Source organism: Bartonella sp. AA16NXGY (assembly GCF_042197325.1).
GTDB lineage: Bacteria > Pseudomonadota > Alphaproteobacteria > Rhizobiales > Rhizobiaceae > Bartonella.
The window spans coordinates 118,777-144,366 of record NZ_JBHIRR010000005.1 but is presented as its reverse complement, the minus strand read 5'-3'; the positions used below and the strand labels follow the sequence as shown (position 1 = coordinate 144,366).

20 protein-coding genes, 1 tRNA gene and 1 pseudogene are annotated in these 25,590 nt (G+C 35.6%); 9 read left to right on the top strand and 13 right to left on the bottom strand.

Going from position 1 to position 25,590, the window contains the following annotated elements; all coding sequences use genetic code 11:
- Positions 1 to 275: pseudogene (locus ACFINK_RS04750) on the top strand (late control protein); the annotation flags it as partial.
- A gap of 523 nt (positions 276 to 798) precedes the next feature.
- Here ACFINK_RS04750 and ACFINK_RS04745 read toward each other — a convergent pair.
- Positions 799 to 875, bottom strand: a tRNA-Met gene (locus tag ACFINK_RS04745).
- A 164-nt stretch (positions 876 to 1,039) separates the two neighbouring features.
- On the opposite strand from ACFINK_RS04745, the gene ACFINK_RS04740 reads away from it, so the two are divergent.
- A complete protein-coding gene (locus ACFINK_RS04740; protein WP_375612035.1) occupies positions 1,040 to 1,996 on the top strand; it encodes a Gfo/Idh/MocA family protein in 957 nt (318 codons plus the stop codon).
- Positions 1,997 to 2,045: 49 nt separating this feature from the next.
- Positions 2,046 to 3,164 carry a DegT/DnrJ/EryC1/StrS family aminotransferase gene (locus tag ACFINK_RS04735; protein WP_375628772.1) on the top strand — a complete coding sequence of 373 codons (1,119 nt, stop codon included), beginning with the start codon at positions 2,046 to 2,048 and terminating at the stop codon, positions 3,162 to 3,164.
- Between the two features lie 323 nt (positions 3,165 to 3,487).
- On the opposite strand, the gene ACFINK_RS04730 is transcribed toward ACFINK_RS04735, so the two are convergent.
- Genes ACFINK_RS04730 through ACFINK_RS04720 form a run of 3 tightly spaced genes read right to left on the bottom strand, consistent with a single transcriptional unit; the run spans position 3,488 to position 4,754 of the window.
- Positions 3,488 to 3,754, bottom strand: coding sequence for a hypothetical protein (locus ACFINK_RS04730; RefSeq protein ID WP_375611955.1), 267 nt, complete (start codon positions 3,752 to 3,754; stop codon positions 3,488 to 3,490).
- On the bottom strand, positions 3,744 to 4,130 hold the full coding sequence (locus tag ACFINK_RS04725; RefSeq protein ID WP_375628774.1) for a hypothetical protein: 387 nt from the start codon (positions 4,128 to 4,130) through the stop codon (positions 3,744 to 3,746). Before ACFINK_RS04725 ends, ACFINK_RS04730 begins: the two co-directional genes overlap by 11 nt.
- 27 nt (positions 4,131 to 4,157) lie before the next feature.
- On the bottom strand, positions 4,158 to 4,754 hold the full coding sequence (locus ACFINK_RS04720; protein WP_375613340.1) for a DUF1134 domain-containing protein: 597 nt from the start codon (positions 4,752 to 4,754) through the stop codon (positions 4,158 to 4,160).
- A gap of 214 nt (positions 4,755 to 4,968) precedes the next feature.
- Here ACFINK_RS04720 and chpT point away from each other — a divergent pair, with 214 nt between their 5' ends.
- A complete protein-coding gene (chpT, locus tag ACFINK_RS04715; RefSeq protein ID WP_375632317.1) occupies positions 4,969 to 5,607 on the top strand; it encodes a histidine phosphotransferase ChpT in 639 nt (212 codons plus the stop codon).
- Positions 5,608 to 5,830: 223 nt separating this feature from the next.
- Here the strand turns inward: chpT and ctrA are convergent, their stop codons facing one another.
- Complete coding sequence (gene ctrA / locus ACFINK_RS04710; protein WP_273790819.1) at positions 5,831 to 6,532, bottom strand: response regulator transcription factor CtrA; 702 nt, start codon at positions 6,530 to 6,532, stop codon at positions 5,831 to 5,833.
- A gap of 563 nt (positions 6,533 to 7,095) precedes the next feature.
- On the opposite strand from ctrA, the gene ACFINK_RS04705 reads away from it, so the two are divergent.
- A complete protein-coding gene (locus ACFINK_RS04705; RefSeq protein WP_375606932.1) occupies positions 7,096 to 7,482 on the top strand; it encodes a flagellar export protein FliJ in 387 nt (128 codons plus the stop codon).
- 139 nt (positions 7,483 to 7,621) lie between these two features.
- Here the strand turns inward: ACFINK_RS04705 and sciP are convergent, their stop codons facing one another.
- A complete protein-coding gene (sciP, locus tag ACFINK_RS04700) occupies positions 7,622 to 7,897 on the bottom strand; it encodes a CtrA inhibitor SciP (RefSeq protein WP_273790817.1) in 276 nt (91 codons plus the stop codon).
- Positions 7,898 to 8,287: 390 nt separating this feature from the next.
- On the opposite strand from sciP, the gene mnmA reads away from it, so the two are divergent.
- Positions 8,288 to 9,511, top strand: coding sequence for a tRNA 2-thiouridine(34) synthase MnmA (mnmA, locus tag ACFINK_RS04695; protein ID WP_375628779.1), 1,224 nt, complete (start codon positions 8,288 to 8,290; stop codon positions 9,509 to 9,511).
- 280 nt (positions 9,512 to 9,791) lie between these two features.
- Here mnmA and ACFINK_RS04690 read toward each other — a convergent pair whose 3' ends face one another.
- Positions 9,792 to 10,601 carry a TrmH family RNA methyltransferase gene (locus tag ACFINK_RS04690; RefSeq protein ID WP_375628781.1) on the bottom strand — a complete coding sequence of 270 codons (810 nt, stop codon included), beginning with the start codon at positions 10,599 to 10,601 and terminating at the stop codon, positions 9,792 to 9,794.
- Between the two features lie 765 nt (positions 10,602 to 11,366).
- On the opposite strand from ACFINK_RS04690, the gene ACFINK_RS04685 reads away from it, so the two are divergent.
- Complete coding sequence (locus ACFINK_RS04685; protein ID WP_375628783.1) at positions 11,367 to 12,275, top strand: cation diffusion facilitator family transporter; 909 nt, start codon at positions 11,367 to 11,369, stop codon at positions 12,273 to 12,275.
- 1,292 nt (positions 12,276 to 13,567) lie between these two features.
- Here the strand turns inward: ACFINK_RS04685 and ACFINK_RS04680 are convergent.
- Positions 13,568 to 14,407 (bottom strand): DUF1460 domain-containing protein, encoded by an 840-nt coding sequence (locus ACFINK_RS04680; protein WP_375638346.1) that lies wholly within the window; start codon positions 14,405 to 14,407, stop codon positions 13,568 to 13,570.
- Between the two features lie 758 nt (positions 14,408 to 15,165).
- On the opposite strand from ACFINK_RS04680, the gene ACFINK_RS04675 reads away from it, so the two are divergent.
- Positions 15,166 to 16,386 (top strand): MFS transporter, encoded by a 1,221-nt coding sequence (locus ACFINK_RS04675; protein WP_375628786.1) that lies wholly within the window; start codon positions 15,166 to 15,168, stop codon positions 16,384 to 16,386.
- A gap of 870 nt (positions 16,387 to 17,256) precedes the next feature.
- On the opposite strand, the gene carA is transcribed toward ACFINK_RS04675, so the two are convergent.
- On the bottom strand, positions 17,257 to 18,453 hold the full coding sequence (gene carA / locus ACFINK_RS04670; protein ID WP_375628787.1) for a glutamine-hydrolyzing carbamoyl-phosphate synthase small subunit: 1,197 nt from the start codon (positions 18,451 to 18,453) through the stop codon (positions 17,257 to 17,259).
- Positions 18,454 to 18,666: 213 nt separating this feature from the next.
- Between carA and ACFINK_RS04665 the strand changes: the two genes are divergently transcribed.
- Entirely contained in the window at positions 18,667 to 19,164 is a 498-nt protein-coding gene (locus ACFINK_RS04665; protein WP_375611965.1) for a GatB/YqeY domain-containing protein, read from the top strand.
- Between the two features lie 678 nt (positions 19,165 to 19,842).
- Here ACFINK_RS04665 and ubiC read toward each other — a convergent pair.
- From ubiC to ACFINK_RS04645, 4 genes are all read right to left on the bottom strand, one after another.
- Positions 19,843 to 20,349: a chorismate lyase gene (gene ubiC / locus ACFINK_RS04660; RefSeq protein WP_375611966.1), complete on the bottom strand. Its 507-nt coding sequence runs from the start codon at positions 20,347 to 20,349 to the stop codon at positions 19,843 to 19,845.
- 1,149 nt (positions 20,350 to 21,498) lie between these two features.
- On the bottom strand, positions 21,499 to 21,750 hold the full coding sequence (locus ACFINK_RS04655; RefSeq protein WP_375611967.1) for a GlsB/YeaQ/YmgE family stress response membrane protein: 252 nt from the start codon (positions 21,748 to 21,750) through the stop codon (positions 21,499 to 21,501).
- Between the two features lie 855 nt (positions 21,751 to 22,605).
- Positions 22,606 to 24,297 (bottom strand): Na/Pi cotransporter family protein, encoded by a 1,692-nt coding sequence (locus tag ACFINK_RS04650; RefSeq protein ID WP_375638345.1) that lies wholly within the window; start codon positions 24,295 to 24,297, stop codon positions 22,606 to 22,608.
- Between the two features lie 69 nt (positions 24,298 to 24,366).
- Positions 24,367 to 25,584 (bottom strand): mechanosensitive ion channel family protein, encoded by a 1,218-nt coding sequence (locus tag ACFINK_RS04645; RefSeq protein WP_375638344.1) that lies wholly within the window; start codon positions 25,582 to 25,584, stop codon positions 24,367 to 24,369.
- Between the last annotated feature and the right edge of the window lie 6 nt (positions 25,585 to 25,590).

The following is a 25,590-nucleotide window of genomic DNA, read 5'->3' as shown; positions in this document are numbered from 1 at the left end:
ACACTTGTGAGGAGGAAGCACGAGCTGCTGCTGCTTCCGAGTCGGACAGGTTGTGTCGTGCTGTAGGCAGTGGTTCTTTGACCCTTGAGGGACGCCCTGAAATCATGGCGGATCAACCTCTCATCCTTCAAGGGTTTCGTGGGCAAATCAATGGTCCATGGAAAGCCGCGACCGTCACCCACCGCTATGAAAAACAAAGCGGATACACCACAGAAATCACACTCGAGGCACCAAACAAGGGAAAAGAGGCAGGAGAAAAGGAAACCTCTGAGTGACAGAAAATCAAAGGGACAACTTGACCCTTTGATCGGTCGTGATGAGGAATAGGTGCAACTTGCACCAATTGCATGAGTACAGCAATAGGGTATTGTTTACCCAATTCCTCAAAGGAGCAATGGTGCAAACATTGCACAATTGCATACTGAAGAGCAATTTGGTCAAGTTGACCGAATTCCTTAAACGCTTCTCTTATTTAATAATGTCCTGAATAATGTGCTTAGGATACAGAAAAATCATCAGTCAATTTATGCTAAAAGAAGTCATACCATCTTATATACGCTGCTTCTCAAATAATACGATTCCAACTCAATGATTGATCATCTCAAATTGCGATTTTGAGCAGAAAAGAAAAAGAGGCTTTAAATGATCTTTGAAAGGTCTTTGAAGACCCTTTGAGAACCCCTTAAAAACTCTTTGAAAAAAAATAAATTGGTACAAAACCTAGTGTCAAAATATACAAAACCTGCTGGCAAGCTACAGCTACACTGCTGGCAAACTACACACACAATAAAAAAGTAATGGTAGCGGAGGAGGGATTTGAACCCCCGACACAAGGATTATGATTCCTCTGCTCTAACCTACTGAGCTACTCCGCCAAAATAAGCAATCATAATTGTCAATAATTACATCTTTTGCGGATATAAGGGGTAGAATAGTAAGATGTCAAGCATCGTTTTTAAGCTTTTCTCTTGTCATTCTATTTTATCCTCGATATGTAAAAGTGTAATTTTCATATGATAAAGTAAGGTAAGGCATGAAAATGGTGCCACGTGTAGCGGTTTTAGGATGCGGTCATTGGGGTGAAAATCATATACGGACACTCCACTCTCTCGGGGCTTTAGCAGCAGTTTCTGATATTGATAATGATCGTGCTGCTAGTTTTGCAACACTGTATGGTGTAGAGGTTGTTACACCAGATGATCTTTTTACTCATCGAGATATTGATGCGCTGGTATTAGCGTTGCCGCCACAATTGCATACGCAAAATGTGCTCCGTGCTGTTAAAAATGGTAAAGATGTTTTGGTGGAAAAACCAATAGCCTTGAATGTTTCTGATGCTAAACGCCAAGTTCAGGAGGCTGAGGCCTATGAGCGAGTTTTTATGGTGGGCCATATTTTGCGTTTTCATCCAGCTTTTGAAAAAATGTGTGAATTGGTGAAAAACGGAGATGTGGGAGATGTGCGATATATTTATTCTCATAGATTAGGCTTTGGAAAATTTCACACACACAGTGATGCTTTATGGGATCTTGCCCCTCATGATCTTTCAATGATTTTGGCGTTGACAGGATGTGAACCTTCCGAAATTCGCGGTGAGGGGGCTGCTGTCGTTGATCAGATTTCTGATTTTTCTCATATTCATATGATTTTTCCAAATGGTGTGCGTAGTCATCTTTTTACTTCACGCTTGAGTTCTTATCGTGAGAGGCGTTTAACTGTTGTTGGAACAAAGGCTATACTCGTTTTTGATGATATGGAACCGTGGAGTCGTAAATTGGCAATGCACCATTTTGCCGTTTGGAAAGAAAATCAAGAGTGGGCTTTTAGCATGGATGAGCTGAATTACATTGATGTTTGTGAAGATTTGCCGCTTACTTGCGAATTACGGCATTTCCTTCATTGTATTGAAACGCGTCAATCACCTCGTACAAATGGTGATGATGCTGTTGCTGTTTTACGGATTTTAACAGCTGCTGATGTCAATTATGATAGATAAAAGAGATAGGTAGCGCTTTTGCATTCTTGTGATGATCAATGGAGTTAATATGCAATTCATCGACCTTGGGGCGCAGCGTGCGCGTATTGAAGATAAAATTAATTCTGCAATTGCGCATGTAGTCGCTAGTGGTAAGTATATTTTGGGGCCAAAAGTAACAGAATTTGAAGAGAAATTGGCAGAATATCTTGGCGTTAAACATGTGATTGCATGTGCTAATGGAACAGATGCTTTGAAGATGCCTCTTATGGCTAAAAATATTGGTCTAGGGGATGCTGTTTTTTGTCCTAGTTTTACATTTTCAGCAACGGCTGAAGTGGTTGCTTTGGTGGGGGCTGAACCTGTTTTTGTCGATGTTTTACCTGATACATTCAATATTGATGTTGAAAAACTTTCTCACGCTATCGAAATGGTAAAAAAAGAGGGACGTCTAAAGCCAAAGGCTATTATTGCCGTTGATTTATTTGGGCTTTCTGCTGACTATGTGCAAATTGCTCAAGTGGCTGCAAAGGAAAATCTTTTTGTAATTGAAGATGCTGCTCAATCTATGGGGGGGAGAAGCGATAATACTATGTGTGGTGCTTTTGGTGATGTGGCTGCTACAAGTTTTTATCCTGCAAAACCATTAGGATGTTATGGTGATGGAGGCGCTATGATGACCAATGATGATCATTTTGCAGAACTTTTACGCTCTATTTTGTTTCATGGTAAAGGTGAAACGCAATATGACAATGTACGTATTGGTATGAATTCGCGCCTAGATAGCATTCAGGCTGCAATTTTACTAGAAAAGTTTGCGATTTTTGAAGATGAAATGGAAAAGCGTGTAGAAATTGCTCAACGCTATTCCAATGGCTTAAGAGATATTGTTACAGTTCCAGAAATAGGAGAAAATATTCGTTCTGCTTATGCACAATATACGATTAAGGTAAAAGAACGGGATAAATTAAAAGATTTTTTACAAAAAAATTCTATCCCTACAATGATTTATTATAAAACTCCTTTACATCAACAGCCAGCTTATAAACACTTCCCTTATGTAAAAGATTCCCTTTCTGTTTCAGAGTCTTTAGGAGAGTGTGTTTTAAGTTTACCAATGCATCCTTACTTGACACAAACGGATCAGGATATGATTATCAAAAAAATAAGAGATTTTTATCACTCTTGAGAGCGTGTTTTTATCCTTAAAATTATGGTCAAAGCTTTATTGGTGATCCATCTTAGAAGGTATTTTTTGTTAGAGTGTGTGGCCAATGTTTTGGTATTATTTCCTTTCTAGGACCTATGAAATGTTGTCCTTTAGAGCGGTGATATGATTAGAAAGTGAAGCTTCTAGACAAGAAGATATTTTTTAACAGAACGGTATGGGCTAAGAAACTTTGTCCTTTAGCTTAGCAAAAAAGTCACGTTTAGTAAAAGGATTTGGGTTATGAAAGTTACAATGAACCTTTGTTGATTTTACTCTTCATTTAAGGTGTTTTAAAAGATAACTTATTTAACAGGGCTTTTGGAGAGAAAAGTTATTTTTTGGCGAATACGTGATGCTAGGTCATTTTTGCTTTTGGATTTTTGAATCAATGTGTTGATGGGTGATGTATTCCCCTCTTGTAGCGCTATTTGAGCTGCCAATGTTGCTGCAAGTTCTTTTGTTTCTTCTCGGAGTTCTTCTAGCAATTGGTGGTTAGCGGTCGTGTCCAGCTCATGAGTTTGGATTTTTTGTAAGCGTTGCTGATAGTGTGCGACTTTTTCACGCATCATTTGTCTTTCCTTTGGAAGTGTATAGTGTGGCGATATTTTGTTTGATTGCTATCGCTTCTTTGGTGAGAGTATCTTTTGTGGGGAGGCATAGCCGATAAAATTGTTCTGTTACTTGGCTCAGTTGTATTTTTTGTTGGACATATTTTTTTTGCAAAAATTCGTACTTTTGTTGGTTGTTTGCTAATTCTACAGCATGTTGTGCACGAAGAAAATCGTGATTTGCTTCTATTTCCGCGAGTGATAATGGCATTTTCGCACAAACATCTTTATACGCAAAATGAACGGCTTTACGCCAAATAAAAGGAGATAAAAGCACCAGTAACCAGGAAGTGAAAGCAACTCCAAGTATAAAAAAAAGAAATGATTGAATAAGCATAATACCCCTTTTCAAATAAGAAACCGTTTAAAACGGATTCCATGTCGGTCTATGTGTTAATTTTAAATATCCTATATTGATACCAAGGCGTGCGCCGACTCCTGTACGTATTGGGATTAACAAGGTATTGTGGTATTTTAGGACATGAAAACCAACACCTGCAATTAAATAGGCCGAACCTGAAATACCACCATAGCGTCTCCATAAATTATTTATGCCATTAAGATTGTAAACTAAGATCATTAAACGGGAGCCTTGGCCGCCAAAATCCCATCCTACTGAGGGACCTTGCCAAAAAACTTTATGTTGACCATAGCTTTTGGTAAAAACCATTCCTTCGCCATAGGTTAATCCAGCAAAAAAGGCACCAGAAGCTTCTTCTCCTAAAATATAGGCATTGGGATAACCGTATTTTGAAAAAATATTTTGAATTGCAACAGCCAGACCACTGGCTGTTTTTCCAAAAAAAATATGACCAGAATCAATAATTTCTTGGAGTGAATAATGAGGTTCGTTTTGCTCTATTGGTTTTAGTCGAGCTTGTGTAGTGTTTATGGTGATGAATAAAAGGAAGATTAAAGATATAATATTTTTGTACCAGTATTTGAGCAGAGAGAGAGCCATGGAGTTTTCTCCTTTTATTAGTGATAAACAAAAAGATAATATTAGAATTTTCATTCTATTCAAATAAAAAATAAGATATAAGGTTATTTAAATTCTTGAATTTATTTCTGAATTTTTTAGCATGATTGTTAATGTTTCCTATTATGCATCAGATGTTAAGAGTTTTTCTTTAAAATAAAGTTTGTTTTTTTGAATCTAGGAGTTTTCAATCATTATGACGTTAGATATTTCTTTGAAGCCTATGGATCTTGCTGCTTTGCTTTGTAGTCGTATTTGCCATGATTTGATTTCACCTGTGGGGGCTATTCAAAATGCAATGGAGCTTTATGATGAAGGAGGAGCTGAAGAAGATGCTTTACAATTGGTGCGTTTATCCGTTGCGAGTGCTGCTGCACGTCTACAATTTGCGCGATTGGCTTTTGGTTTTGCTGGTGCAAGTGGAGGACAAATAGATACACGGACTGCAGAGCAGGTTGCTCAACAATATATGAAAGAAGAAAAAGCAACTTTAAAATGGCAAGCTTCTTCTTTATTGTTAGAAAAAGATGAAGTTAAACTTTTGCTTAATTTATTATTGATTGCAAACGCAACAGTTTCTCGTGGTGGTGAAATTGTTGTTATGATTTTGCAAGAAGAAAATAAACGTTCTTTTCGATTTGAGGTTTTCGGTAGAACTCTCCGTATACCCCCTCATTTTCTTGCGTTATTTCGTGGAGAAGTTCAAGAAGAGCTTATTGATGCACATGTCATCCAATTTTATTATACAATGTTACTTGCTCAGATGACAGAGATGAAAATAAATATTGATGAAAGTGATGGTTGTATTGTTTTAGAAAGTGTAAAAAAGCTTTGAATAAGAGAGAAGCGCTTAAGCTGTGTTGGGAAAAGTGGCTTCGATTGAACTTATGAGCGATAAGGTTATATGTGTAAATTGGGTGTGGTTACTTCTTAAGCTTTAAGCGCTTTCTATATGAGATTTTTAGTGTGCGAGTTCTCTACTTTTAACAGAGAAAAGATCTCGGGAAAAAATCTCGGCCCGCTACACTCCGAGATTTTACAATGTGCATGTTCACTGCTTAAGCGGTTTTTCGTACGTTCTCTTCAACTGGATCACGTAATACATAACCACGTCCCCAAACTGTATCAATGTAATTTACACTGGAAGAGACTGCTTCCAATTTTTTCCGCAATTTACAAATAAAAACATCGATAATCTTTAGTTCTGGTTCATCCATTCCACCATAGAGATGATTGAGAAACATTTCCTTGGTAAGGGTGGTACCTTTGCGTAAAGAGAGAAGCTCTAACATTTGGTATTCTTTACCGGTTAAGTGAACAGGGCGCCCTGCAACTTCGACAGTTTTTGTGTCAAGGTTAACGGTGAGATCTCCGGTAACAATAACCGATTGTGCATGTCCTTTTGAACGACGAACAACTGCATGGATACGTGCAATGAGCTCATCCTTATGAAAAGGCTTCGTCATATAGTCGTCTGCTCCAAAGCCAAAACCACGAACCTTGTCTTCAATGGCATTCATACCAGAAAGGATTAGGACAGGAGTTTTTATTTTTGCCAACCTTAGAGTCCGCAAGACATCATACCCTGACATGTCAGGCAAATTCAGATCAAGCAAAATGATATCATAATCATAGAGTTTTCCTAAATCGATACCTTCTTCACCCAGATCAGTGATATAAACATTAAAGTTAGCCGACTTTAACATCAACTCAATGCTTTGAGTAACTGCTCTATCATCTTCAATTAATAATACGCGCATTTTAGATCCCTCACTTTGCTCCTTCACGAATCATAAGGAGCATTTCTATTTTATATCAGTTAGCAAAACCACTGTTATAAAAACAATTCATTAAATCAAACACTTATAACAAAGCGTTTATGAACATTTCAGTAGTACGCGTAACAATCACTACTAAATTCCCCACTATCCATGATAGTGGTTAACAAAATATTTTTATTTTTGAAAGAGGCTACAAAATTATTTTAGAAAAATCCTATATTTTTTAACATAATAAAAAAGGAGGGCTTTTTCTATAAACTTTAACTTAAAAAAATTTGTAAAAGAGCTTTATAAATTACTTTTTTACAATTTCAGTGTTTATTTACTGAGCTTTAAACCTCTTCAGTTTATAATGGGGGAAAAGTTAAAGAAATAGTTATTGCTCTTTAAAGCAGATTGTATTTTCAGATGCTTTAATGCAAGGCAAAAATTATTATAATTTCAAGTTAATAGACTGTTTTTGTCGGATAGATATATAACTAAAAGATATTTATTGGGTGTGAATGCGAGTTTTGAGTTGGCGCAATCAAGGAGTAGTGAGTATGAAGCCACGAGAAAATATGGTGCGATTGAGGATGTTTCAAGTGCGTGGAAAGCGCCGTGAAATTGCACAGCTTGAGATGATGATCGCAGAATTTGAACGAATGGTGTTAGAGTTGGAAGCACAGATTACTCATGAAGAACGTAAATCTGGAAACAATGATGTTCACCATTTTGCTTATTCTGCTTTTGCGCGTGCAGCGCGGCAAAGACGTGATAATCTGATCAATTCAATTCGTGATTTAGAACTTCAAAAAACAAATGCTGAAATTGCTCTCCATGAAGCTAATACAGAGCTGCAACGTGCACAGCTTTTGGAAGCACGAGAAAAGAAGATTGCTGCGGATGATAAGGATATTTTGATTCAATCTAATTCAATGGTTGGCTAATTTAATGGCTGGATGATAAAAGCAATTATTGAAAAATCCATTCTTTCAGGTTTATCTTTTGGATATAGTATAAAACAGCCAAACTTTTATCAAGTTTGGCTGTTTTATAGATTGCTTTATGTTATTAATCAATGGCAACTTAATGCCTGTAGTGTTGAATCTTGGTCGTTCGTAATCCCGCTAAACCGTGTTCATCGATTAAACTTTGCCATGAAAGAAATTCTTCTACAGTCAAAGTATAACGGTGGCACGCTTCGTCAAGACTTAACAATCCACCTCTGACAGCCGCAACAACTTCAGCTTTGCGACGAATCACCCAGCGCCGTGTTGTTTGCGGCGGTAGGTCGGCAATTGTAAGCGGACTTCCATCTGGCCCAATAACATATTTCATTTGTGTTTTTATCAAGTTGCTCATTCGTATCCTCTACCTTTAGTCAAGGACTTGATTCGTTTATAGAGCATGAAATTTAAAAAAGAGCTAAAAGCGCTGAAAGAAAAAATTAATAAAGTGATTGGGTATGTAAAAAGAAGCTCAAGTTGAAGTGTGTAGAAGAGATTCTTGCAATATTTTACCGGATTTTTCAAAAGAGAAAAAAGGTTTTCTCCTAAACGATTACCATTATGCCTTATTTCCATCATTCTTTTTTTGTTTGCAGCAGCTTTTAAGAAAGTAATGCCTATGGTTGTGGAAAGGATAAAAAAATAATATAAAGACAATCAATCGTGTAAAAGTGCTAAAGAGCGTGCATCAGAATGTCAACATATGGCTAGCCATTAAACAGAGCATTAAATAGAGAATGAATACATGTTTTTAAACAGTCTTGATTTACCAGGACAACCTGAGGATTCTCGCATTGTTGTTGCAATGTCGGGGGGGGTTGATTCATCGGTTGTTGCAGGTCTTTTGAAAAAGGAAGGGTATAATGTTATTGGCATTACGTTGCAGCTTTATGATCATGGGGAAGCAACGCATCGGGTGGGGGCGTGTTGCGCAGGACAAGATATTGAGGATGCACGCCGCGTTGCAGAAACACTAGGAATACCGCATTATGTTCTTGATTATGAAAAGCGCTTTCGCGAAGCTGTTATTGATCCTTTTGCAGAAAGTTATGCTCATGGAGAGACCCCAGTACCATGTATTGCATGTAATCAAACGGTTAAGTTTGCTGATTTATTAACAACGGCACGCGAATTGGGAGCAGATGCTTTGGCTACGGGACATTATATTCGTTCGCGTTCCCACGGAGCGCATCGAGCACTCTTTCGTCCTCTCGATAATGATCGTGATCAGAGTTATTTTCTCTTTGCAACGACACAAGAACAGATTGATTATTTGCGTTTTCCACTTGGTGACCTTCCAAAAGCCCGCGTTCGTGAAATGGCAGCAGAAATGGGCTTTGTGGTTGCCAATAAGCATGATAGTCAGGATATTTGTTTTGTTCCACAAGGAAAATATTCAGATGTTATCGCAAAACTGCGTCCAGAAGCAGCTAATCCTGGCGTTATTGTCCATATTGATGGAAAGATTTTAGGTAAACATTCGGGAATTGTTAATTATACGGTTGGTCAACGTCGTGGTATTGGGGTATCAACGGGTGAAGCGCTTTATGTGGTTTATCTCGATGTGGAAAATGCACGTGTTATTGTTGGACCGCGTGAAATGTTAGAAACGCATAAGCTTTTTTTACGTGATGTGAATTGGCTTGGTGATGAGTCGTTAGATAATTTCCCTTCTCAAGGTATTGAGGTGGCTGTAAAGGTGCGTTCAACGCGTCCTCCTCACCTTGCGCGCTTACATTATAAAGAAGGTATTTTTTCCGTTGATTTATTGGAATGTGAAAATGGTGTGGCACCAGGGCAAGCTTGCGTTCTTTATGATGGAAATGGTCATGAGGCGCGTATTCTTGGGGGAGGATTTGTAACACATTCAGAACGTGCAGCCGATACTGAAATGATGTTGAAGCGCGTTTTATGTAATCTCGAAACAAAAGATTCTGTTTCCTCAGAACTAAAAACAACAGCTTTATAAAGCATAGTAAATTGATTTATAATGATATTTTTTAATCTTAAACTTGAATGAGAGACTTCCGGAAGATTTTCTCATTGAAAGTTTGTTTTATGATTGAATCCATCAAAATTATATCTTTTACACGTCATAAGCGGGGTTAGGGTGTGGAAAGTGATGATAAAGAAAATGTAAAAATGTTTTTTATCAATGCTTTCAAAGGCTAGGGAACGGCAATATTATTGGAGACTGATAGATAACATACAACATTGGGTATGTTTTATAACTTGAAGTGTTATCATCTTTAGTGGTCAAAGTTGGTAAAATGAGCAAGTGCAATACCTGAGGCTGTGGCAACATTAAGGCTGTCAAAACCGTCAGTCATGGGAATACGTAAGGTGTTTGATTGTTGTAGTATATGGGGTGGTAAGCCATCGCCTTCTGTTCCAAAAATAAGTGCCATTCTTTTGGTTTTGTTGGCTTGCTTGAGAGTGTGTGAGGCAGAAGGGGAGAGTGCATAAAGATGAAAGTTTTCATCGTTTAGAGCAGCTATAATGTCATCTATATCAGCGTTTTGCGTATAGGGTACTTTTAAAGCAGCGCCGGCAGACACTCTTATTGATTTGCGATAAAGTGGATCGCATGAGGTTTTGTCGACAATAATGCCATTACTGGCAAAGGCTGCTGCATTACGAAAAATTGATCCCATATTATCGTGATTCGAGATACCACATAAAACAAGAATCAAAGCTTTTTCTGGAAGATGTTGTAAAAAACTTTGTAAGGGTGGCAGTATTTTGCGTTTACCAATACCCAGAACACCACGATGAACATGGAAGCCGGTGATATTATCCATAACTTTTTGTGGAACGCAATAAATGGGACATAGAGGCTGTGTTTTTTCTAAAAGCGGTAGAAGTCCAGAGAGACGGTTTGCTACGATGAGCAGTGAGATGGCAGAAAACTCTTTCGAATGTAGTAATGCGGACAATGTTACTTTGCCTTCAGCAATAAATTGATGTTGCCGTCCAACAAGATCTTTTTCACGGATATTATGATAGGCTTTTAGGCGTGGATCATCTGTTTCATTGATTGTTATGATATTCAAATGCATGCGAGATTTTTAGTGCTTTTTTCTTATGATTTCCAGATGTTAGAATTTGTTTTATTTAAAAAGAAGAGATAAAAAAATATTTTTTAAAACTTATGGTAGAATTTATGTTGACAATATACAACCATAGGTATAATGTAAAAATACTGATACGGAATCATATATTTTTCTTGTATCGGGTGCAGTGTCTTGGGTCCCCGCTATTTCCCAAGTTCTGTATGCCCTTAATTTCTAAGGGAAAAGAATCTGGGTCCCCAATGCCCAGATTCTTTTTTTTGAGGGTAATCATTGTTCTTCTTTTTATATCTAAATTTTTTAGTAAATCATATTTTAAAATCCAGTTGACCTGTAAAGTTACCGTAGAGTGCTAAGATATTTTTTCTAAGGTGCAAAGATGGCTTATAGATGGGTTATAATGCACATCATAAGACTGAAAAATAATGCATGATCATGATAGATTTGAGCAAAAACAAGTTTTTCGTTTATGAGAAGTGAGATGGCTTTAAGTTATTCAGAAAACGATTAATAATGAAGGTTATGTGTTTGATTGCTCTTGGGAAAACTCTTCTTTCTATTATTTTCTCTCTTCTTTATTTATTGGTGCTGTTCGTGTAACTGAGCAGTTTTTACGATAATAATGGTGAGCTGAGGCGTTTATTGTATGATGAAGCTTCTGTAATATTGAGGAAAGATCGTCGTTATGCCAAAAGTATAATGATATGGTTGAAAATATTAATTCCCTATTTCGTGAAGAAAAGGATGAGGTTCATGGATGTAAAAATCAATATACAAAGCTTAACTTTATACTCTATTTTTATTGCGTGTATTGTTTTTGCTTTGAAATATTGGGCATATCACATCACAGGTTCGGTTGCACTTTATTCTGATGCATTGGAATCAATCGTTAATATTCTTGCGTCATTAGCAGCATGGTGGGCTGTTAAAGTGAGTATGAAGCCAGCAGATCATGATCATCCCTTTGGGCATCATAAAGCGGAATATTTTTCCGCAATTCTTGAAGGGGTACTCATTATTATTGCGGCAATTGTTATTTTAAGAGAAGCATGGATAGCTCTTTCTACCGTTAAATTGTTGCAGAAGCCTGGAATATGGCTTGCTATTCATCTTATTGCAACTGTCATAAACTGTATGTGGGGAATGGTTCTTATTGGGCAGGGAAAACTCCATCGCTCACCGGCTCTTAAAGCTGATGGAGTACATTTTATAACTGATGTTTTTACGTCGCTTGCAATTTTAATTGGTTTGATTGCTGGTTTTGTCGGAGGATGGGGAGCTTTAGATCCAATTTTAGCGATAATCGTTGCCGTTAATATTCTCTTACAGGGCTGGAAGGTGATTAGAAGTGCTGTTCAGGGATTAATGGATGTTGGCGTTGAATTGAATGAAAGCATGCGGATTCGGGAGCTGATTTCTGCAAATGCATCGGGTGCGCTTGAGGTCCATGATTTACGGACGCGTGTTGCTGGGAGGGTTACTTTTATAGAGTTTCATTTGGTTGTGCCTGCTATAATGCAGGTAGGAGAAGCACATAAAATTTGTGATAAAATCGAAGCTGTTCTTCAAAAAGAATTTGATAATGTGCGTATTTCTATTCATGTCGAGCCTGAAGATGAGGCAAAATTGCCTCCTGGTACAACGGTGATCCCTTTTATATAAAAAGATTTTTTCAAATTGTCTGTTATGTTATAAGGACTGTTTTTTTATGATGGAGCGATTCATACCTTTCGAAAATACGATGATGCTCTTTTGTTCATTTTATTTTTGCATCAATCAAGTATACAAGGTTAAACAGAGTATTTAAGGCAAGATTTATTCTATTTCGTTAAAACACTGTCATTTAAGGTGTGGTGAGATAAGGCATATAAAATTGATCTATTAAGTGTTTTTAGAGTATGGAGTAAATATTCAAAATAGGACTTACCGCTGTATTCTTTTGTAAGTGAATCTCATGAAATGGTTAGCAGCTTAAATCCACTTAAGAGAACGGATTGTTTACAGACTTTCAGGAGTAGATGTTTCGTCTCTTAGGGCGAAGAGGAGTGAAGCCTTCGTAATAAGTTTAATGAGATTTAATTATAAATTTTATATAAAAGTTATGAATAGGGTTTTAAAGTTTGTGATCATAGATTAATCATCATTATTGTTGCTAATAAATGTATTGTTTTATCGATACAATGGATTCTGTTTAGAGTGTTCTTTATTGCATGAAGGATGGGGACTCATTAAAGAATGAAAAAAAATAATGCTCATGTCTCTACTCTTTGAAGGATATTATTGTCGTTGCTGTAGAAAATCGCAAAGCTGAACTAAAGAATGATGCTAAAGATAGAAACTGGTTTTAATTGATGCTTTCATATTTTCATTCCAATCTGGCATCAAAATTTTACAAGGACTCGTACAGTATTGGTGCATCCTAATCATAAATATGCTTCTACATTAGAGCTATTTTAATTGATAGACAATAACAAAAAGCAAAGACTTTATAAGGAAAACAATGCTATACAGTCAAAAATTTATATGCAATAAATTAGAGAGGTAGATTGAATTTTTATAAAATACTTTATGAAACAACACCAAACATATCTGGCTTTACTTTTACTTATTTTTACAAACGTTCGTTTGTGTTTTTTGCGTTATATTCGTAAAGATCAGATTAGCGGTAATCTAAAGATAACTCTTGGTTGAGAATATGAAAGGAAAGCGTGATACTATAATAGAGTCTTTTCTGTCTTTAATCTTTCAACCAGTAAAAGTGATTACAAATCCGTGATTTCTCCAAAAATGATTTTGTCATACCTATAAACAAAGTTAGATCAAAACGACTTTTTTCTCTTAAAACTGTAAACAAATATATTGTATCCGTATAGCTTGAACGAAGTTAGATGTTTACCTGAATAACGACAGTATATATTTTAAGAATAGAGAAGATATTTCATATCGCTATGATGTTATTCAAGAGCTCTTAAAACAATGATTCCTGGTGTTTTTTCAACATAATTCATAAAAGGAGAATCAACGACTTTTTCGTTTTCTTTTCGTGAAGAAGCATTTCTTAACATTGGCCCTTTATCTGTCATGATAAAGAAGCCCACATGTGTTACATCCAATCCAGCAAGTTTCGTATAAATACCAATGAAATCACCAGACTGTAAACGACCTATAACCTCCTCATTAATAAAGTTACTTGGAATATACGTTATCGTGCGTTTCACAACTGGCAACCCAGGTAGATAGCTTTCACCATCAGCTTTTTTGTTGAGATATTTTTCTATTTTTACCGCATGGGGACTTATTTCAGCGGTAATATCAGTGGCGAGTTTATATTCTCTATAAGCCCAATCCGTAAAAAAATGTTTCCGATTTAAAAAATCAACATTACCGTTAATATAACGCGTTTTTATGACGTTATTTATGAATTCTGTTTGGGATGTTGATTTGCGCAATGCTTCAACATAATCCAGATAAGTGAAGCAATCTAAGCCTCTAAAGTCAATAATCAGTTTTTCTGGTGTATTTTCTGAGCCATGTAACATATTTGCTTGGTAAGGTGTCCCTAAAAAAGCTTCAGAAAGAAAGTCAATTAGTGCCCCTTTTTCCTGATAATTTGTTTCTGAACGTTTTTTGAGAAGAGTATTTAATTTATTTAGAGTATAGGGATCTAGGTTTACGTTGGTTGTTTGTTGTGTTTTTATTTTATTTTCTAAAATACTCTCTTGTGAATCAGAATCCTGAACATCACATCCTGTTACCAACATTAATATGAGAATTAATAGGGATATTTTTCGCATTTTATACACCATTTTTGAATTAAAAATTCATGACGAACTATTTCTAAAAGTGCTATTTTTTTAAATGCTTATCATGATCATCGTTAGATTTAATGGTAGCATACAATCATTAAGAGTATCAATGAATATAAAGATAAAATAAAGTTCCACAAATTGCAAGCGATATGAATATTTTCTAAGATTATAGAATTAAAGAACTTTCTCTATAATATACTTATTTTTTAATCAAAATTATTGTCAAATAAATACTTTTAAAAATATGATGAGCTTTTTACGTTGTTAAGCTATTCTGGTGATGCTGCTTTAACCTTATAGCATATTCTGAGGGTAAGAAAATTTTTTAAGAGCTTATCTTTTAAAAGGTTTCAATTACTATAGTATATCTAACGTATCTGATGGAATTGAGATTCCTGAAAACGGTGGGATGAGAGGGGGAAACGATGTCTGATAAAATTCATCATAATGTCTCTAAAACTATTGGAAATACTTTGTGTTTCATGAAATTTTGTTCATGAGTTTGTCGCACAAATATTTTGTTCGTATAATGCAAAAAAATTTTTATTCTTTGACAATGAGATAGCAATTAAATATATACCAATTAAAACGTAATTTTATAGTTTTATCTTGACTCTTACTTAAATTTTTACTTTGTTATTATTTTGTATGTGAAAAGTATACGGTATAGAATACTTTTAAAAGGAAACGGGAGTTAAAAGAGAGCGGGGGAGTCATTGTATGCGTAAAATAGTGTGTATGTTATGCCAGACCAAATGCTCAATCCGAAATTTGTTCAGCGTGGGCTCGTTTTAGTGTTCATCACTTTATTGTTAGATATTCTTTGTATTGCGATCATTTGTCCTGTTTTGCCTGAATATTTTTCTCAATTAACTGGAAAAGAGGTCAGTACATCTTTTGTAGAAAGAGGAAAATTACTTGCAGCTTATTCAGTGATGCAGTTTTTGTTTGCTCCTGTTATTGGCAATCTCTCTGATCGTTATGGTCGTCGTCCTATTTTGCTTCTCTCTATTATTTGCTTTGCTCTTGATAATCTCATATGTGCTATAGCATGGAGCTATTCTATGTTATTTATCGGGCGTCTTTTGTCAGGGATAAGTGGCGCTAGTTTTGCAACTTGTACAGCTTATCTTGCGGATATATCTGATGATAAAACCCGTACACGCAATTTTGGTCTGTTAGGCATTGCATCCGCATTGGGGTTTATTTTAGGATCGTTTATTGGTGGTTTTTTAGGTCAGTTTGGTCCGCGTATTCCGTTTTATTTTGCTGTTGGTTTTTCACTCATTAATTTTATTTTTTCTTGGGTTATGCTTCCAGAAACCCTTTCTTTATGGAATAGGCGCTTTTTTGATATTAAGCGGGCAAATCCCTTAGGTGCTTTTTGGCATCTGAAACAATACCCGATGGTTCTTTGGGTGTTATTGGTCTTTTTTCTTTATTGGTTTGCGGAATCTGTATGGTTAAGCATTTGGGCTTTCATTGCAAAAGAACGCTATGATTGGAGTTCTTTTTCTATTGGACTCTCCTATAGTGTTTTTGGGATAGGTCAATTTATTGTAGTCGCTCTCATTTTGCCTTATTTTTCTAAACGATGGAGTGATTGGCATATTGTTATAGTAGGGCTTTTGTTTGCCTCTGTTGCTATGCTGGGTTATACATTTGCGACGCAGGGGTGGATGGTTTATATGGTTTGTGTGTGTACTATGCTTGAGTATCTTGTTCATGCACCTATACGTGCTATTGCTTCAGCGCAGGTACCGACAAATGTACAAGGAGAACTGCAAGGAGCGATGACATCTGTTATTTCGTTGAGTTTAACATTTGGTTCTGTTTTTTATGTGTTTCTTTTTGAATGTTTTACAGATAAAAATGCACTGTTTTATTTTTCTGGTGCTCCTTTTGTTGGAGGCTTTTTTCTTCTTGTTGTTGCGACAGTTATTTTTGTCTTGCGGGTACGTTAATTTGTTGAGAGGGGCTGGTACGTACTATTTTGCTAGAGAATGCACAAGATAAACAAAATGTATCATTTTATAGGCAGAAAGTTTTTTGTGATATTTGTTTCACAAAGTGTTGTATAGAATATCGATATATCCTTCTCATTTAGTGAAAATAATTTTTTTATTTTGTGATATTGTTTGTATAGGGGAGACCGTATTTTTTCTATTGCTTGCAAATTAATATCCAGTGCTAATGTAGCAGCATATTGAAAAAAAAAGATTAAAACGTATCTGAGTTAGATGTATCAGTATTGTATGAACAATTCCAAATTTTATATGGCAAATTGGAAGTAAAATATTGCTTATATTTGTTGGCATCATTTCTGGAATCGAAAGACAACCTCATTTTGGAAGAATATAACGTTGTAAAATTGAAAAGATGTTTTCTGTTTTGCGATTACTTTTTTATTCGACTTTACAGTTTTCAAAACCATCTACGGCAATATCTTTTAAAAAGTAGAGATTTGTTGCACTGTCTCACACTTTAATTTTTTTATTCTTTAGGAGGGATTATGTTTCTCATGCACAATAGAATGCTTAAAATTGTATTGTGAATCAAATGCTTATTTGAATATTAGGCACTTTACTCTTTTTAAAAATGGTTTTTATCGACCCACTTATCTTGCTTGGGGGGAGAAACCAATGATTTTGATGGATACGACCTTAAGAGGAGAGGAATGAGAAAAATTTAAGCTATTCAGAGCGCTCTTTTTAGTTTTAGAATGATCAATAAGAATATTTATTCAATAAGTTGTAGGTATAAAAATAATATAATTGTGCGTAGGAAGATGATATAATTTAAAGGAGAGAAGTTAAAAGGTGAGGCTTTTTATTTTAAGATATTTTTTTATAATTCATAATGAGATCACTAAAATGCTGAAAGAGGTAGTGGCTATCTTGTGGTCCAGGAGAAGCTTCGGGGTGATATTGAACAGAAAAAACAGGTTTTCCAATGATTCGAATACCACAGTTTGAACCATCAAAGAGAGAAATATGTGTTTCTTGAACATGTTGTGGTAAAGAGGAAGAATCTACGGCAAAACCGTGATTCATCGATACAATCTCAACTTTTCCAGTGTTAAGGTCTTTAACTGGGTGGTTGGCACCATGATGTCCTTGGTGCATTTTCACGGTCTTTGCACCAACCGTAAGAGCGAGAAGTTGATGACCAAGACATATTCCAAAAATTGGTAAATTATGATCAATTAATGTTTTGATTGTTGGAATGGCATATTGAGCCGTAGCTGCGGGGTCTCCTGGTCCATTAGAAAGAAAAACGCCATCAGGGTTTATTGCCAGAATTTCTTTTGCAGTTGTGTGAGCAGGCACAACAGTAATGCGTGCTTTTTGTGTTGCCATAAGGCGAAGAATATTACGTTTAATACCGTAGTCAATTGCAATGATATGAAGATTGTGCACATTGTTTGTACCGTATCCTTTATTCCAACTCCATGGTTTTTCATTCCATTGCATTGATGATTGAGATGTCACGTCTTTCGTAAGGTCAAGATTGACGAGACCTTGCCATTTTTGCGCACGTTTCTTTAAAGAAGGAATATCAAAGTTTCCATTAGCATCGTGTGCAATGACAGCATTTTGTGCACCTTTTTCACGAATAAGAATTGTGAGTGCACGTGTATCAATACCACAAAGTGCAATAATTTTACGCGTTTTAAGCCATTGATGAAGATTTTCATTGGATCGATAATTTGAGGGATGTGTAATGTCTGCTTTGAAAATAGCGCCAACAGCACCATGACAATTGAGAGGAGAGAGATCTTCAATATCTTCGCTATTTGCCCCTACATTTCCTATATGAGGAAAAGTAAAATTAACGATTTGTTGTGTGTATGACGGGTCTGTGAGGATTTCTTCATAGCCTGTGATGGCGGTGTTAAAACACACTTCAGCTTCAGCTATACCTGTAGCACCTGCTCCTTTGCCTTCAATAACGGTTCCATCTGCTAAGACTAAGAGGGCTGTCGGTTTTTTGATACTCCAAGGGTGGCTGGGTGAAGTCGCTTGTATCATAGTATGTATCCACAATTTATTCTCTGAAAGGTATAATGATCAACTTTACACAAAAATCATACCTTTAGCAGATGCTGTGTATATTATTCTGGTAACGTTTCGCTTGAAGTAGGCAGTATAAGTACATTCCATGAAGAGGTAAAGTCTTGTTTTAGCTTTTCGAAGATCGAGTCCTTAATTATTTTTTATTCTCCATTGCAAGATGGATAAAGATTGGTTAAAAGGCATCTTCTTCTTGAACAAAAATTGGATAAATTTATGTTGCGTAACCAGATTGATGGGGCTCTTAGGGCTGCTTTGAAAGCGCAAGATAGTGCGCGTCTTGCTACACTTCGTTTAATGAATGCTGCAGTTAGGGATCGTGATATTCTTTATTATGATGAAGGGAAGCTAGAAGTGGATGATCAGCAGATACAGTCTGTTTTCACTAAAATGCTTCAACAGCGTGAAGAATTGATGCGAGCCTATAAAGAGTCTGGTTGCTTGGAATTGGCAGAGAGAGGACAAGCAGAAATAGAAGTTATTCGTGAATTTCTTCCCTATCAACTTAAGGAGATGGAAGTAGAACAGGTTCTTTGTGAAGCTTTGGCACAAACAAAGGCAGAAAAATTACGCGATATCGGTAAGGTGATGGCATGGCTTAAGGAACGGTATGCGGGGCAAATGAATTTTTCTAAAGTGTGCAATAGTCTTCGTCAAAAATTGCAATAGATCTTGTTAATTCAAGGGGATTGGAAAATATTTTTTATTGTGCGTCGCCTTTGTAAGTCAGTAGGATGTTGATAAATATCATTTATTTTTTATATACATACTATTATCAAAAAAATATTTTTTTGATATCAACGAAATTTTTTTGGCTCTTATAGAGCAATAAACATTCTTTTAAGTATTATATTTTTCTGTTCTTCAAAGCTGTTAGACCATTAAAAAACAAAAAGATTATAGAGTTTTTACTTTTTTAAAAAGATCTATTGTCAGCACTGTTAAAAATTTTAAAACAGAATGATTAAGCTAATTGATACAGATTTCCAATTTTGGGGAGTGTATTATTGTCTTTTTTGCTGTTTCAAAGCATTTGTTTGATAAAGAGTTACCGTATTTTAGAGTAGTGATTATTCAGCAAGAAATTTAAATATAGATGGTTTTATCAATATGGTGTGTATCTTTTTAATTCAAGTGCTGGTTTTAATGATAAGAAAATCAGAATTTTAGAACGTTTTTTCTAGGGAAGAGATTTTTTAAGCTGAGTTGATGAAATAAAAGGATATTTTGAAAAGAAATCTTTGTTTTTAATGTGTTCTTGAGATAATTTTGAAATTCTTTTCTCTGATTAAATCCCTTATAAGCTATATGAAATCTATAAGTTATGCAGAATAAAATGAGTAACCTCTATTTGTGGGGATACAGTGGTGAATCTGTTAAAAATAGTTCAGTTAGCAACAATGGCTTACCCGTTAACCGCAAACGGGAACGGCGTGCCCATAGCGCACCTTGTTGACCAATATGAATGTAATCGCGGGTTAATTTGTCATTGTTAAATAAATAATGTCCTAGAGGTACAGTTCCCAAATGCATCAAGGCTTGATTGTGTAGGAGGGTTTCTTGTGGAATTACAGTGCGTCCAAGGAGCCAAGGTTTATTATCTCCCATTAATATGACTTCGCGTAGCCAATAACGCGCATTTTCGGGGAGATGCTCTGCTTCTTCTGTTAATTTATCTCGCGTAATAAAACATTCGCGTTGTGGTTGAACTTGGAGGCAGGTACAATATTTCTTTAATCGAAGCGTCATTGAGCCCGATTCCATGAGCCAATCGCGAACATTTTCTGGTATTGGAGGATTTTGATCAGAGAACCACTTTAGAGGTGGTAAGATGGAATCTTCAAGATCAGACATCGTTTTACTCCACAGCTAAAGTCTTATTCCATATGTTATGTTGGGTTAAATAGATAGCTCTATTGTAATACAAGGAGTATAAAAGCAGCAAGATTTTAACAGGAAGATATCAAAGGGAAAATCGAAAGCAAAGGTCTTTAAAAGAAGATATGCAGGAAGTATATATTATAGGATTATTTTCATTTAAAAAAGCAAAATAAAGTATTATGTTTTGTTCAAGGCGCTTTCACAATGCATTACGGAAATTTCTTTATCGCATGAGAGCAATGGGAAAAATGTTTCGTGCTTTAAAATTCGTTTGTAACGCATATAAAGAAGAGCTAAAAATTCATCTATGCAAGATGATATAAAGAGGAAATTTTAAGAGGAACAAAACTTTATTTTATACTTTAGAAAGAGAAGAGATATTCAAATCTTTTGAATTGAGATGTAAAGGAGATCGTATTCTTTATAATCAAGAAGTTTATAGTAATGCATATATTTTTGCAAAATATATTATATTATTAAAATTTTGAAATATTACATCACATAATGTGTATTAATTTTATAATAAATTTGCATTAATATTATTAATTTTTACTTATATATTTTTATTATTAAAAATAAATTTAAAAAAACACATTATAATTTAATTTTCATATTTATTTTAGATACTATTTTATTTCATAGATTAGAAAAAATATTTATCATTTTATTCTTGCCGTCTCTCTTTATTTCTTAAGAATGTAAAAAAGCGCTTCGAGTTTTTCGGTAAAAAGGGTATTGTTGATAGAGTGTATAGGTGTTAAGCATTATACGGTAGAATTTTTAATCATCGTTAGTGATTTTTGTAACCTTATGAATTGTTATTACAGTGAGATATGCTGGATTTGCGCACGTGGTACATAAATCAGTTCGTATTTCGTTAAAATAACGCAACATATCTCTCCTGATATGCGTAAGTTTATATAGGTATGAAATGGTGCGTTATAAAGTTCTTTACTGCATTTCGTTTTATAATACGGTGATGGTGTATGCCTAAAATCGCAGCTTAAGCATCTCACCATCATATCAAAATTGGTAACACCAAGTTACAAGAAAATATTTCAAACTCTGCTCGTTGTTTCCTAGTTTTGTATTGAATTCCAAAAGGTGTAAAAAATAAATACTCTATGATCGAATTTTTTGTCCTATCCATATAAGAATACAGGCTCCTATAAAACCTGAAATAAGATAGCCAAGCCAACCAGCAAAACTTACACCTAAAAGACTAAAAAGAAAGCTTGCTAGCGCAGCGCCAATAATTCCTAAGATAATATTTAACAATATTCCTGTTTGGCTTTTCATAATATACTGTGCTGCCCAACCTGCAATCCCGCCGATAATAATAGCAGCAATCCAACCGATGTTTGCATTTTCCATGATACCCTCCTTTGCCTGAATTTAAATTGTAACTAGAGTAAACTTTGTAAAAATCAAGGTTTATTCCTTTTTTAACCAGTGGAAAGGATATTTCTTTTAGATATTTTACTTATTACTTTCCTTTATATAAAAATAATATTCACATTTATATCATAATAATACTTAATAAGTATAAATATACAACATATTTTAATTTATAAATAAATTAATTAATTGATAAATATGAATAAAAGAAGAAAATATTAGTAGAAATGTTCTAAGAACTCATAAAGTGTATTTATAAGCTTTTTAAATCTCTCTCTTACATTAAAAAACAATTGTGATTAAAGCAATAAGTAAAATGGATATTTAAAAGTTTGGAGCTTGCCAATTGATATCAATGATGTTTGAAATGAAAACTGTTTCGTTGATACGTTATAGCATGGCTGTATAGGTTGAACCTCTACCAATCTTGATATAAATGTTGCATTTTTGTGGGGTTTTGTATTTCTTATAGAGTATTTCTGTTTCGCTGCTACTGTGAAGCGGTTCCCTTTTTACAAGGCGGGTTTAGGTTGGAACTATCATACTCTTGACCTACTCTTTATGTGTTTAACAGTCTTGGCTTTGAGATGGTTAGGCATTTTTACGTCTTTCTTCAAGAGTTCTATTCTACATGCTGCTTTGTTTGTAATGTGCAAGCAGATGACTTTGAGCAATTCATCATGTATAGATTTTAAATGAAAGAAACTTACGATGCAGAAAGCTCATTTAAATTGTCGAATAATAAGATATTTTGATTAAATCAATATCTTGACCATATTCAAAATTGAATAATCGATGTGATGTGTGTTTTATTCAAGTTATTTGAAAGGTTTAAGTTTTTTCTGTTTGTTCTTCAGCAGGGTTGCGTAGACGAGAACTTTGAAGAAGTCCCTGTTCTTCTAAAATGGGGTAGATCATTGAGGTCAAAAGAGAGTTGATTTGTTTGAGGTCGCGCACAGTGTCGAGATGAAGACTGGATGATTCTACATTTTTGAGATCCCCTTCACGCAGACGTTTAAAATGTTTTAAACTCATCTCTTTTTCTAAGTTTCGTAGTTGATCTTTTTTTTGTACCAATAGGTGTGCAGTGTGTGTATCACGTGAGACGAGAACGTTAAATGCTATATGCGCGTTGGCTAGTACAATGGCGTGGAAACGAAGGAGGTCACTCCAGCCCTCGCTGCTGAACTGTAAACCTTTTTGTTGTTTCTTTTTAACCAGCATCAACATATTATGAATAATGATATCGCCTGCTTGGTCTAATTTTATACAGGCACCTAGAAGTTCTTGCGTTTGAAGAGCTTCTTCGTCAGATAATTTTTGTCCCGCTAATCGTGCAAGATAAAGTTTGATGGCGATATGTTTTTTGTCCAATATGGTGTTGAGTTGGTTGAGTTCACGAATAATATTGGGATCAGGCTTTTCATAAAGTCCCATAATTTTTTCTAGCATGATGTCTACAAGATCACAAATATGAATGACTTCACGCATGACATTCGAGAGGGCGAGAGTTGGGCGATCAAGAACACTGTCATCAAGAGCTGTTTGATCGGATAAATTGAGCGTTTTGTCGGCTTGCATTTTTTTTGCACTTATATTCACGATCTGAGTGGTTAATTTTAAAACCCATTTTGAAAGCGGTATTCCAGCAAGGAGAATGAAAACATTAAAAATGATATGGGTGTTGATTACTTGAGTAGGGGCGTTATTGCCAAGCCATGTGATGGGAGGGTGAAAGGAGAGAAATAAGATAAGTATAAGGATTGACCCTGCCCCACGCATGAGTAAATTTCCTAAGGGAACGAGGCGGGTATTAGGAGAGGCGTTGCGCGTTAAAAGTGGTGCTATAAGAGAAGAGCCAAAGTTGACACCAAGAACCATGACAACACAGAGTTGCGTATGGATAAGATCGTAGTTGGCAAAATTGACCAGCAAAATGATTCCTGCAATGGATGAATGTAAGAGGTAGGTTAAGCCAGCAGCCAACAAAAAAGTGGAAATAGGATCGGTTGAAAGATAACGAATGATGCTAGGCAAAATTTCGCTTTCACGTAAAGGTTCTGTCGCGGTACTTATCATCTCTAAAGATAAAATCAAAAGACCAATACCGATGACAATACGTCCTATTTGACGCCATTCACGTTTTTCTGTTGTCATGAAGATACAAGTGCCAATTAAAAGACACAAGGGTACAACAAGAGTGAGGTCATAGGTGAGAATTTTTACAACGATTGCTGATCCTAATTCTCCTCCACGTACAGCCATAAGTCCTGCTACTCCAGAGACAAAACCAGATTCAACGAAAGAGCCAACGAGGAGTGTTATTGCTGTAGAGCTTTGTAAAATCATTGCTGTAAAAAGCCCAAAACTTACGGCAAACAATGGTTTTGAAACGACGTGGCACATTTTATATTTAAGTCTGTCACCATAGGCGCGTTCAACTCCTGTGCGCACCATGCGTGTGGCCCAGAGAAGTAAAGAAATAGCGCCGGCAAGATGAAGGAGTACCAATGAACCATTCATGATACTTTATTCTTTCTTTGTTGTTGTGAATGTGGTTGCCTCAAATTAATAAATTGAAGTTTATTGTTTTTATTTCACTTTTGCTTTTAATACTTGATTAAAATCATAACCGCTTGGATTTTGAAAAACCTTTAGACCGAAACAGGGCAGAATGGAATAAAGGTGATCAAAGATATCGCCTTGAATTTGTTCATAGTCGATCCAAACGGTGGTGTTCGTAAAGCAATAGATTTCTAAGGGTAAACCATTTTCTGTAGGAGGTAATTGCCGTGCCATGAGGGTCATATTAGGGTTGATGTTTAGATGCTGTTGTAGATAAGCAAAAACATAAGCACGAAAAGTTCCAATGTTGGTTAAACGGCGCGTATTGGCTAAGACATCATGATTTTTATCTAATTGAGCGTTCCATTGTTCGATTTCTTCTACTTTTTGCGTGAAATAACTTTCTAATAAATTAAATCGGGAAAGATATTTTTGTTCTTCTTTTGTGAGAAAATGGATACTTGATTGATCAATAAAAAGGGAGCGTTTGATGCGTCTGCCACCCGATTCTTGCATTCCACGCCAATTTTTAAAAGGGTCGGTCACAAGTTTACGGATAGGAACTGAGGTGATGGTGTTGTCGAAATTTTGAACTTTAACAGTATGCAAGGCAATTTCAATAACATCACCATCGGCACCGAGATTGGGGATTTCAATCCAATCCCCAACACGAACCATATCAGTGGATGAAATTTGAATACCGGCAACGAGAGAAAGAAGCGTATCTTGAAAAATTAACATGAGAACCGCGGCCATTGCACCAAGACCGGAGAAGAGAATAAGAGGGGAACGGTCAATCAATGTAGCGACCATTAAAATTGTTGCAACAGCAAAAAGTGCAATTTTAGCAATTTGAATATAACCTTTTATTGGTTTTAGTCGTGCTGTTGGTCGTTGTTCGTAAAGGATGTTAATGACATTGAGACAGGAAGAAATTGTCAGGACGACAAAGAAGATAATGAAGGCGTTGGCAACATTACTGATGACAGTGCTAAATGCATCGGGCAATGTTGAGATAAAATTAACACCAATTGAAAGAATAAAAGCTGAAATGATATCCGCTATGTATTGAATAGCATTATTAATATCGATCGTTGTATTTTTGGGGAGAAAAGAAGAGAGTTTTTTTGCTCCGTGAATAAGTAATTTTCGTCCTAGAAAGTTCACTAAAAGGGCAGCTATAGTAAGAATAACAAGCCAAGAAATAGCCTCTAACCACGGATATTGAGCAATAAATTCGATCACTTTTTA